8 protein-coding genes are annotated in these 11,159 nt (G+C 69.0%); 2 read left to right on the top strand and 6 right to left on the bottom strand.

Annotated elements, in window-relative coordinates; all coding sequences use genetic code 11:
- Positions 1-62: 62 nt before the first annotated feature.
- From EDD32_RS17725 to EDD32_RS17710, 4 genes are all read right to left on the bottom strand, one after another.
- On the bottom strand, positions 63-3,353 hold the full coding sequence (locus tag EDD32_RS17725; RefSeq protein WP_123919649.1) for a helicase-related protein: 3,291 nt from the start codon (positions 3,351-3,353) through the stop codon (positions 63-65).
- On the bottom strand, positions 3,350-5,128 hold the full coding sequence (locus EDD32_RS17720) for a phospholipase D family protein (RefSeq protein ID WP_123919647.1): 1,779 nt from the start codon (positions 5,126-5,128) through the stop codon (positions 3,350-3,352). Before EDD32_RS17720 ends, EDD32_RS17725 begins: the two co-directional genes overlap by 4 nt.
- Complete coding sequence (locus EDD32_RS17715; RefSeq protein WP_123919645.1) at positions 5,115-6,380, bottom strand: DUF6361 family protein; 1,266 nt, start codon at positions 6,378-6,380, stop codon at positions 5,115-5,117. Before EDD32_RS17715 ends, EDD32_RS17720 begins: the two co-directional genes overlap by 14 nt.
- Positions 6,381-6,518: 138 nt before the next feature.
- The gene (locus EDD32_RS17710; protein ID WP_123919643.1) at positions 6,519-7,292 is read right to left on the bottom strand and encodes a DUF6308 family protein; all 774 of its coding nucleotides are present in this window, start codon (positions 7,290-7,292) and stop codon (positions 6,519-6,521) included.
- Between the two features lie 147 nt (positions 7,293-7,439).
- On the opposite strand from EDD32_RS17710, the gene EDD32_RS17705 reads away from it, so the two are divergent.
- Positions 7,440-8,174, top strand: a complete 735-nt coding sequence (locus EDD32_RS17705; RefSeq protein ID WP_123919641.1) for an 8-oxoguanine DNA glycosylase OGG fold protein — start codon at positions 7,440-7,442, stop codon at positions 8,172-8,174.
- Between the two features lie 148 nt (positions 8,175-8,322).
- A complete protein-coding gene (locus EDD32_RS17700; protein WP_425459491.1) occupies positions 8,323-9,699 on the top strand; it encodes an IS1380 family transposase in 1,377 nt (458 codons plus the stop codon).
- Between the two features lie 87 nt (positions 9,700-9,786).
- Here the strand turns inward: EDD32_RS17700 and EDD32_RS17695 are convergent, their stop codons facing one another.
- On the bottom strand, positions 9,787-10,422 hold the full coding sequence (locus EDD32_RS17695) for a hypothetical protein (RefSeq protein WP_211338882.1): 636 nt from the start codon (positions 10,420-10,422) through the stop codon (positions 9,787-9,789).
- Between the two features lie 77 nt (positions 10,423-10,499).
- The gene (locus tag EDD32_RS17690) at positions 10,500-11,141 is read right to left on the bottom strand and encodes a response regulator transcription factor (RefSeq protein ID WP_123919639.1); all 642 of its coding nucleotides are present in this window, start codon (positions 11,139-11,141) and stop codon (positions 10,500-10,502) included.
- Positions 11,142-11,159 lie beyond the last annotated feature (18 nt).

Raw genomic sequence — 11,159 nt, 5'->3', positions numbered from 1 at the left:
ACGGCGAGGGGCGTGGGACGCGCTCGTCGTGGTGCGGCGGGCGTAGCCGAGGTAAGGCACTCTCAGATCCGCGGCGGCGTCAGATCCACCCGCACCTGTCCGAGAGCCGCCCTTGTCTCCGGGTCGAGGTCTTTGAGGATCTGCACGAGTTCGTCCTGTCTCGGTTGCCCGAACGCCAGCCGGTAGTGCACGACGCTGGACAACAACGACCCGATCACCGACTTCTCGCGCGTGAACGGCGTCAGAGGAAGGTGCCGCTCGATCAGCGCCCACTCCCCGTCGAGGCTCACCGGAGCAAAGACCCAGTACGGGACCATGTCCGCATCGATGCTCTCGGGGAGCGCAGCCGCCGCAGCGAAGAGCTGCGTCCACGGGTGGCCCTCGCCGACGGGGAACGGCAAGGCGCGCGCAACGTTCTTGCGGACCGCGTGCCCCTTGTAGCGGTGGATCCGGCCCTCGCGTTGCTCGAGGTCGACCGGGTTTCCGGGCAAGTTCCAGTGACTCACCGCATGGGCGTACTGATGGAAGTCCAGACCTTCCTGGCCCACCGACGTCGACGCCAGGATGAACGGCCAGAACGGAGAGTTGAAAGCCAGGCCGACGTCGGCGGAGCGCTGCTCGGCCTTCTCCTCCGTGGACGTTGTGCCGTACCGCAGGGCGAACCGCCCGCGAAGGCGTAGCTGGCGCCACCGCGGCCCGTCGCCGTCCTGCTGGTCGGTCACGACGGCAGGACGGTAGAGCGCCGAGAGTCCGAGCGTCGTACGGACGTCCCGGGCGAGGTCGGCAAGCGCACCGGCCTGGTCGGGAGCGCGGTCGTAGCCTCGGTTCTCCACGAGAACGGAACAGAGCTCGTCGACGACGGCCTGCAAGTTGCCAACGGCGCAGTACCGCAGGACCGTAAGCCAGTACTCGCCGGGACCGTCGAAGGCGTCGAGGGCCTGGTTGGCCTCGGTCGAGTTGAACAAGGAGCGAAAGCCCTCCGCCGCGTACGCGGCAGCCGCGACCAGCGCGTCTGGACCCGCCGACGCGAACGATCGTTCAAAGGCGCGGATCAGAACCGTTGAAGGCCCCGCCACGCTCCGCAGTGCCAGCACCTCGGCGAGGTCGGCCGGCAACGGCGGGAGGTCGTCGGGAGTGGTGTCGGGGTTCTGTGCGACCGAGAAGAGCCTCTCGAGCTCGACGAGGTGGCGATCGAGCGCAGTCGTGCCTTCGTCGTCCTCGTCGCGGAGACCCTCCATGCTGAGGGTGCCGTCGCCGTCGAGGAGAGCCGGCGCCAGGGTGTACCAGGCAGTCGATCCGGCGCCACGCCCAACAGGGAGGTGCCCGATGAGTGGTTCGAGGGCCGCCCGGATACGGGTCGTTACATCCGCGAGAATCGTCTCGAGCGTGGGCACGCGGCCCTCACGACGCAGACGGACGGACTCGGCCCACGGGTCGGCCAGCCGTGCCAGCGCTGGACTTGGCACCACGAACTGAAGGTGTGCCATGGACTGGGTGCCGACTCCGAACCGCAAGCGAGTCGTGTTGCGGAGCTCGTCGTCATAGTCGTGCACGACTGCGCCCGCGTCGCGGGCGGCGTCGTGGAGCCGACGCTCGCATTCGTAGCTGGTGAGCGTTGCGATGGCTGTGGGAACGAGCGTCCATGAGGAGAAGATCAAGCGCTTCGTCAGGCGCCGCGCTGCTGCGCTCTCGAAGATGCCGCCGGACGTGTAGTAGGGCAGAGACGCCGGCATCCACAGCAACAGGTGTGCTTGTGCCTCGTCGAAGAAGTCGTGCCACAGACGCGCCAAGCCTTCGTGAGCGGGGTCAAGGGGCTGGTAGGTGCGCATCTCGTCCCAGGGGAGGACAGCCTCAGAGTGCTGAAGCATTGACAGCAGCTCGGTGTCGGGTACAGCCGAAGCGTCGCCTGCCAGGGCGCGCAGCTGTTCCGCGAGCTGGTAGGTGTGGGCTCCCAAGTAGCTCAGTGTGTAGGGCGCCGCCTTCCAGTACTCGACCACGTCGCCGATCTGACGGCCGGAGACGGCGACGACGTGCTGGGCGACGCGATCCGTCGCGACGTACTGCGCCAAGGCAACACGGCTCGGAACGGCGAGATCCTCGTCCACTTGCCGGAGCATCCCGTCGCGGTCCGGTGTGGAGGCGAGCCGCTCGGTGCGGACCATGACCTCTCGGAGTCGCTCACTGACGTGATGTGCCGCCGCGACGGCTGGTCGCACACCGGACGTCGGGGCGTCAAGCAGGGTGGTGCGGAGGGCCGACAGCTCACGACCCAGGTCGGTCTTCGCTTGCTCTGGATCGACTCCGGGCAGCCCTGCGGCCAGGAAGCCATAGGTCTCGAGGAAGTCCTTGTAGTGGTGGTTGCCACCGGCCGTCGCTTCAGCGCTCGTCGTGTGCATGACGTAGGGGGTCGCACTCAGCAGGAGGATTCGGGTGGTGCGGTCGAAGCGTTCGTCGTGGTATTCGAAGAGTTGGCGTGCGACCTCAGCGGCGTAGTCGGCCTCGCCCGTGCCATGGAGGATGTCGCGGAACCGCTGGAACTCATCGAGGACGACGATGTCAGGGTGGAGGAGGTGTGCGCCTGTCATGGCGAGAGCACTGCGCAGCTCGCTGATCAGTTCGTTGCGGACCCCAACAGCCGCCCTGCCGGGATCGTCAGTGCGAGCGAAGCGTTCCGCGACATGGTGCAGGGCCGTGTCCAGGTCGGCGTCGCCGCGCTGGGAGCGCCGTGCGTTGACCTTGCCCACCTCGCGGCCGAAGATCTCAAGCGCCTCTGGTGACAAGTTGCCCTGCTCCGCGGCGAGGGCGCGGATCCGCGCGTCCTTCGACTCGTACGAGCCCGGCCCGATTCCGGCGGCGAAGATCCGTCCGATCCCGCGACCCATGACACGTCTGCCGCCCCAGAGCTGTTGAAGTGCCCGCAGCACGGCAGCGCGCTCCTCGACCTGGCCTGTTGCCCATCCCTTGGCGAAGGCGGTTCCGGGAGTGAGCGCGATGAGGTTGACTGGGTGATGCTCGCGCCGGGAGAGCCGGAACGCGAGGAGAGGCAGGCGCTCGGACCGGTGCTCGACGGGCGCCCCCGCAGGCGCGAGCTTGCGCAGGTTCTGCGCGGCGATCGCACCGTTCGAGCAGATGTAGACAATGTCGACGCGTTCGTCGCCGCTCACCTGGAGGTGCTCGATCGTCTGGGCGATCACGCCACGCGCGACCATCGTCTTGCCTAACCCGACCTCGTCCGCCACGAGGAACCGGCTGCCGCTCTCCGCTCCGGCTCCGAAGAGCCGTTCGAACGCATAGTCAGCAGTCGCCCGCTGGAAGGAACGCAGCCGGGACATCTCCAGCTCGACGTCGATCATTGTGGTCCGTCCAGGCTCGGCAGTTCGGCGAGGCGATCCCACAACTCCAGGAGTGCGTCATCGCGGAGCTCGGGTGAGCTTCGCACCACGTCGAGAAGCCGACTGATGGCGACAAGGCGCTCGGGGTGACGCACTTGTGCTCGCAGGAGGAGCTCTAGGAGCGGAACCGTGCTGAGTGAGTAGCTGTCGCGCTGCCGAACCTCACGCTGCATCTCCCGCAGCGCACCGTCGAACCGGTCATCAGGTCGGTCGGTGAGGAGCATGAGCAGGTATCTGACGAGGCGGTCGGGGTTGGCGATCAGGAGTGCGAGGAGGCGGTCGTCGCGGTCGGCGGGCAGTCCGGTCATCGCGCAGGGCAGCACGAGCTCGATCGACTCGTCGCCAACCGTGACGCGGACACCGAGGAGCGAGCTCAGACCGGCCAACGGGGTACGAGCCGTGTGGTCGAGGTGATCCGTCTCAGGGGAGGTCCAGTTGGCCTCGCTGAGTGGCCGCACCCAGAGCACGGCGCCCTCGTGCGAGGGAAGCGGGTCATCGCTCGTGTAATGGACGGTGAACCAGCCATCCTCATCGGCGGTCACCGCGCACGTGACCGTGAGGCGCGCGAGTTCCGCCCGAATGGCGTCCAGGGCGACCAGTACTGCCGACCGCTCGGGCGGCTCCTCGCCCCAGACGTGTGGCGTGAGCAACCGCTGGAAGGTCGGGTCGCTGTCGTCGCTCAGCCATCGGCGCACGCCCACCTCGTACGTCGAGCCGACCATCTCGAGCAGGACCTCGGTGTTCTGGGTAACGGCAGCCGTGGTGGCGTTCGCGCTGCCCGCGAAGACGTGGCTGCGGCTTCTCGCGACGTCGAAGGCGAAGACCTTGGCGTGCAGGCCGGACAAGACGTCAGCGTCGTCCGAGACGTCGACGAGGTGGGGGTTCACCTCGAAGGCCGGTGGTCGCTGGGGCTCGAGTCGTGTGGCGTAAGTCCGGTCCAGTTCGTCGCTTCGGGAGACGACCGTAAACTCGCGGGTCGCGTCCTCGAGCCGGCGAAGGGCCCCGGCCGTGAGGAACGGGGAGACGACGAGCGTTCGCCTGGACGTCCTCGGAAACGGCCACTCTCTGGTGGAGCCTGGGCGGAACCCGAACGGGTGCAACGTCATCGTGTCGAAACCGGCGGGCAGGTCGAACTGGGCGGCACCGATCGTGCGCGCCAGGTCGCGGAGCGTGTCGGCCCGGTCGGCCGAGGGCTGGACACGGGTGGCGGGCATGTCGACGAGGGCCTCGACCACGCCCGTCAGCGGGGCCAGCGACACTCCGGGACCGTCGGACTCGTCGAGTCGGACGAGCGCGTCCCACGAGCGGTCGAACGTGAGGTTGCGACTCGCGACGAGGAGCCGGTGCAGCAGCGTGCCGTCCTCATCCGCGAACCGGAGCGCCCAGAGCTTCGGGTGGAACGCACCGCCGCGAGGAGCGCAGACCGGAACCACCGTCTTCTCCAGGAATCCGAACACGCCGCCCGCCGCCGTCGGGGGAAGGGCGATGTGTCCAGCGTCGGTGAATACGGTGATCCGCCCCGCATAGGAGCGGAGGGCTTCGAGCAGTGCGAGGGCGGTGTGGTCGGTGAGGCCGGCGCCGTCGCCCGAGTCACGGTGCAGCGCGAAAGCCGCAGGCACGGCGAGAAGCGCGTGGAGGTCGAGCGTGTACGACGTGCCCACCGCGACGTCGAGTTGGAAGCCCGCAGGGGGCGCGAGTGCCTCGAGCAGGGTGACGCCATCGTCAGGACCGAGCATGGCCGGCCTCCTTGCCATCGAGGCAGTCGAGGATGTGGCCGCGTGCTACACCCCACCGGAAGTCGAGCAGGTCGATGCCGAGCAGCTCCCCGTTCCACGCGTGGAGGGGGGAGTCATTGGTGAGACGAGCGGACGACTTCTTGAGCCGCGCCTCGCGCTGCGTGATGAGGTCCGCGAGTGCTGTATTCGCAAGGGCAGCATGGGCGTCCTCGACGGCGGCCGTCGACCATGTCGCGACGAACTCCTGGGTGCTCGGCCGGACATTGACGCCGTACTCGCCAAGGCGCTCGAACATTGCAGGGATACGCGCTTGCCAGGCCTGCATCCGCGCCGCATCGCGGTGCATGTCGGCCAACCACTCCGCGATGTGTCTGTCCAGCTCCGCCCGGCCGGCGGGTGGCTCGTCGCCCATCGCTGCCTTGCGCTCGAAAAGGAGGTCGAGATAACGGAGCCGCGCGCCCTGGATCGCGGTGGCGAACCCGTGTGCGAGCTCGACGAGTGCCGTCAGCTCCTCGCCGAGGAGCATGCTCGGGATGTCCCAGAGGTGCTCGAGCTCGGCGGTGTGAGGACTTCGGGCTACCTCCGCAAGCAGCGTCGGCCGGCCCGGCGTGTTTTGGATTTTCTCCGCCGCCGTTCTGCTCCGCGTCGTGGCCATCTTGCTCAGGATGTAGTCGGCCTCTTCGGGGGTCGGCAAGATCGACAGCGGCTCATGGGGGAAACCGCTCGGCGGGTCGGGGATGTCATCCCAGATCGTGAGGGGGGTGCTCTCTCCGTCGTCGTTGCGACGCACAGAGCGCGGGGCGAGGGCGAGGTCGCGAACGTCGGCTCTGGTGAGGTCGGCGGCGACTCTGATTCCCCACATCGCCAGACCTGACCAGTAGATCGTCGATGCGAGGTTGCGGGTCTTCCGGCCTCGCTCAACGCCGATGATTCCGCGGGCGGACGGGTCGCCGAGCTTCAGGGCGTCGATCGTCGCAACCTCGACATCGCGCAAGCGCTTGTCGTAGTTCTCCCTGTTACGGGGACTGCTCGCTTCAACGCGGCGAACCGCCCACGGGACGAGGAGGAAGTAGCGGGCGCGGGTCTGAATGGTCGACGTTCCAGGCAACAGGATGTTCGCGAACCCGTCGCGGATTGTTCCGATACCCAGTGAGTCGAGGGTCCCCGGCTCGGAGAGTGCGCGGACCAATTCGCGTGCGCGGCGGGACTGCTCGTCGTCGAACTGTAGCCAGGTGAAGGTCGATGGACTCACGGGGTAAAGGTCTCCTGTCTGTCGAACAGGGCATCCCGGCGCCAGGCTGCCCCCACGGCAGGCGTAGGTTCCAACCCGCGTCGACCGAACAAAGACATTGTTCACCGTTCACATGGCGGAGTGCGATGCCTTGCGCCGCTAAGACATCGGTAGGTCAGGCTGAGCAAGTAGAGCCCTTCTACGCGTCCGGCTCGGCCTCGGGCGTGCCCCGACGGTGTAGGTCCACAGGGCGGCGTCGAGCAGCCGGAGGTCGGAATCGTCCAGCTGCAGCTGTCGGTCGCCGCTGACGGAGCGCGCAGCCGCTGGCAGTGCCTCGATGGCCTGGCGGACGTCGTCGTCCTGCATCAGGGCCCGGAAGACCTGCCACTCTTCGCGGACGTCGCGGAGACCCAAGTACCGACAGATGTTGCGGTCGCTCGCCGGGAACAGGTCCGGGCGCTTGCGGGCGCACAGCTTGTTGGCGGTGCCCCAGCGGCTCGGGTCGGCGTCCGTCGGGGAGGCCAGGGTCGACTCCACCGCGAGGTGGAAGTCCTCCATGGCAACGAGCGTGTCCGGGTCCGCGGTGAGCAGCTCCCGGCCTGGGAGGTCGCGCATCGCGGTGAGCGTCCAGCCGCGATGCGGACCGGAGAGGAGCCGCCGGGCGGCACGCGGGCCGATCGCGCCGTGGACGAGGATCACGGAGAGCACGTCGGCGCCGGTGATGTCGTGCCAGTCGTTCGGGGGCATCGTGGCAAAAGTGGCGCCGACGTGGTCGCCGTCCACGTCGTAGTAGGCGGCGAGCCGCTCACCCACCGGTATCGGGCCGTCGTCGCTCAGCGCGATCAGGGCCTGCCGTCTCGCGTGGCCGATGACCACGGTGCTCACTGCCGGCCATGTCGCGGGTGCCTTCACCCACGGTGCGTCAATCGTCATGTGCCGAGCATGGCGTCAGGCGGAGGTGAGGACGTCGGATCTGGCACGCTTCTCGGCCGCATGGCGCTGGGATGGCGCGTTCAACGCGCCGCTTGAAGTCGGACGGTTCTCGCCCTGAACACGGCTGGTGGGCCTAGTGTCGGCCCTGTGACCAGCACCGACGCGCCAGCGACCACGACACCGCCCACTCTGTACGCCTGGCTCGCCGGGAGCACGCGGGAGGACGCCATCACCGAGCACCAGGTCACGGTCAACCTCGATTGGTGGAACGAGCGAACCGAGGACCTGCCCGGTGGCGGTCAGCTGGTAGGCGCGGACGGGGCGAGCGACGGCAAGGCGGTGGTCACACGCGGGCAGATCTTCGGCCTTGCCGACGATGCCGTCGCCGACGCCACCGGGCACGAGGCGCTGCGCCTGCTCTGGTACGCCCTGGCGTGGGGTTCGGGCCCTCGCGCCGGGCGTCGGTCGACCGCCATCCGCTCCATCCGCCAGCATCCCGACCACGCACGCGTCCTGCACGAGGCTGCCGTCGTCGCCCGTACCGACCCCGCGGCCGCATTCAGACTCCTGCGGCCACGCCACCGCAACACCATTACCGGTCTGGGGCCGAACTTCTTCACCAAGTTCCTCTACTTCGCGGGCGGGGGCCGACCCGAGCACCCCTCCGTCATCGTCGACCAGTTCGTCCGCGCCTCCGCGCACGAGCACACCGGTCGGCAGGACGCAAGGCTTGCGCATCGGTCGCAGTACTCGGTTGATGCCTACGTCGCGACGCTGGACGTCCTGACCGGCTGGGCACGCGAGGCCAGTACGGAGAATCGGCCCGTCGCCACGGACGAGGTCGAACGATGGGCGTTCGAGGCCGGCAAACAGCTGCGGTGATCCGACGCCCGGGCCGGGACTTCTACCCGGCCGCTGAGCCCTGATCCACCGGAGTGTTGAGCGTGGCGTAGAGCGAGAGAGCCCTTCTGGGCAGGGAAGATCTGGATTGCGACGTCTAGATCCGACCACCCGGAAGGGCACCTCGTAAGTGAAACCTTCTCACACGATTCGACCGGTCTTCGATGAGTCCAATCTGGTGTCGGCGGCGGGTCTGGTCCCGGCCTTGCGGCTGGCGGAGTCCGCGGGTTTGTACGGCCTGCTCGAGGGGTTGACGGTGCCCTCGCCCAACGCCGCGGTCAAGACGGCGAGTGTGGTCGGTGGGATGCTCGCCGGTGCGGACTGCATCGATGACCTGGACCTGCTGCGCCATGGCGGGATGGGCCGGGTCTTCGACGGGGTCCGGGCACCGTCGACGCTGGGCACGTTCCTGCGTTCGTTCACCCACGGTCACGTCCAGCAGCTCGACAAGATCAGCGGCGCGCTGCTGGCAGGGCTCGCCCGGAAGGTTCCCGCCCTGGTAAGCAGCGGCGCGGGGGCGCAGGACATCGCGTTCGTCGATGTCGACGACACGATCCGGGAGGTCCACGGCTACGCCAAGCAGGCCGCGGCGTACGGCTACTCCGGGGTCCGGGGCCTGAACGTCCAGCTCGCCACCCTGGCCACGGAGGTCGCGGCGCCGGTGATCGTGCGGGCGCGGCTGCGGCGCGGGAACGTCGCCTCGCACACCGGGGCCGGCCAGCTCCTTGCCCAGGCCCTGGGGACCGCCCGCGCCGCGGGTGTGAGGGGACCGGTGCTGTGCCGGGCGGACTCGGCGTACTACGGCCACGCCTTCGTCGCCACCGCCCTGCGCCACGGGGTGTGGTTCTCGGTGACGGTGCGGATGAACCCCAAGGCCAAGGCGGCCATCGCGGGCATCGGCGAGGACGCCTGGACCCCGATCAGGTACCCGCACGCCCTCTGGGACGAGACCGAGCAGCGGTGGGTCTCCGACGCCGAGGTCGCCGAGGTCCCCTTCGTCGCGTTCACCCGTCGCCGCAAGGCCGAGCAGGTGACCTGCCGGCTGATCGTGCGCCGCGTCCGACGGCTCCAGCCCCTGGCCGGTGACGGCAGCGAGCAGGGCGAGCTGTTCGCGACCTACCGCCACCACGCGTTCATCACCAACTCCGACCTGGACACCATCGAGGCCGACCAACGCCACCGCGGGCACGCGATCGTCGAGCAGGTCATCGCCGAGCTCAAGGACGGGCCCCTGGCGCACCTGCCGTCCGGGAAGTACGCCGCGAACGCGGCCTGGGTCGCCATGACGGCGATCGCGTTCAACATCGCCCGCGCCGCCGCCGTCGCCGCGAACATGGCCACCGCCCGGTGGGCCACCCTGCGCCGCCGGATCATCAACGTCCCCGCCCGGATCGCCTCCACCGGCCGCCGCCTGATCCTGCACCTGCCCGCCCGCTGGGCCTGGGCCGAGCACTGGACCGCACTCCACACCGCCGCCACCGGGCCACCACCGGCCACCGCGTCCTGACCACCCAGCCCCAACGGGCACGACCCGAGGAACCCCACCGTGGAAGAGCCGGCACAGACCGGCAGCCCCACCACGCCCAACGACCCGCTATCCCGGACACGCCACCCGACCAGCGACCACCCCGCCACGTCGGTGGATCGGGGCTGAGTAACCGCACGAGTCACACTCGCCGGTTGATGGCAGCTGGATGAAGCAACGTGGACAGACCTTCGGTGGCTCGGCGACCTCCGTCCGTGTGAGTCGGCGGTTGATCGCAGCCTGGTGCCGCGGGGCGAGCGCCGGACTGCCGCCGTCTGCAGGGAGATCCACCGCGTAACGGCGGTAGCACTCCAGGCGTGCGCCGGCCGCGTGCCGCTCGCGTTCCAGCTCATCCCTCAGGGCAGGTTCTCCGGCGACCTCGAGAACCTCGGCGTACCCGGTCCCGACCATCCCGTCATCGACGTGGACGACGAGTGCTGTCAGCGGGGGCTCACCGCGACGGTGATTGTCGTGTACGACCCTGCTCAGCATGGGGCCCACCCAGTTGTGCAGGAGGGCGGAAGTGCGGATGCCGGTTCGCGTCTGTACCTGCTCAGCGAGTTCCTTGTAGGTGATGACCCCGTGGTAGCGCTGCGCGACGCCATGCAGGACGTGGTGCGACTCGTCAGCCCATGCGCGCAGGGCGTCGGCGTATGCGACCGGACTGCCGTCGGGTTCGCGCCAGTAGCCGCGTCGATCTGCCATGCCTCCATCGTGCCTGACGCGTGCGGCTGGCTCGGACCCAAACTGTTCGGCTCGCCACGCGTGCCTGGGCCTGGGTGTCACCGCATCCGCAGCGCCAGCGGGTTCTCCCGCAGTAGCCCCGCCACCTGGGCCCGGCTGCCCACCTCGAGCTTGCGCAGGACCGAGTGGACGTGGTTCTTGATCGTCGCGACGGAGAGGTGGAGCTCGGCGGCGATCTCCTTGTTGGCGGCGCCCCGCCCGAGGAGCCGGGCGATCTGGATCTCCCGCGGGGTGAGGTGTAGGTCCTCGGCGTGCTCCGTCGCCGTGTGCCGGCGGGCCAGCTCGTTGAACAGGGTCCGGGCGATGCGGGGGTCGCAGACCGTCTCGCCCAGCTGGGCGCGGCGCAGGATCTCGAGCATCTCGCCTGTTTGGGCGGTGCGGGGCACGTAGGCGTCGAACCCGTTGTCCGCGCACGCGAGCACCTCGTCGGCCACCTCCGTCACGGCCACCGCGACGGTCGCGGTGTCCGGGCACAGCGCCTTGACCAGGCCCGCGGCCGCCCAGGACTCGGGCGCGGTGACGTCGAAGAGGACCACGTCGGCGCCGAACTCCATCGCCTTGATGTCGAGGTCGTCGACCTCGTGCTCGGGCGCGACCGCGTCGATCTGCTCGGCCGAGGCGAGGAACGCCGCCAGGCACTCCCCGAACAGCCGGACCGGTGAGTAGATGAGCACGCGCATCTGGATCCCTGACCCTCA

It is taken from the genome of Georgenia muralis, from assembly GCF_003814705.1.
Classification (GTDB): Bacteria; Actinomycetota; Actinomycetes; order Actinomycetales; family Actinomycetaceae; genus Georgenia; species Georgenia muralis.
Note: the sequence above shows the minus strand (reverse complement) of the source record. Positions and strands in the feature narration are given on the sequence as shown.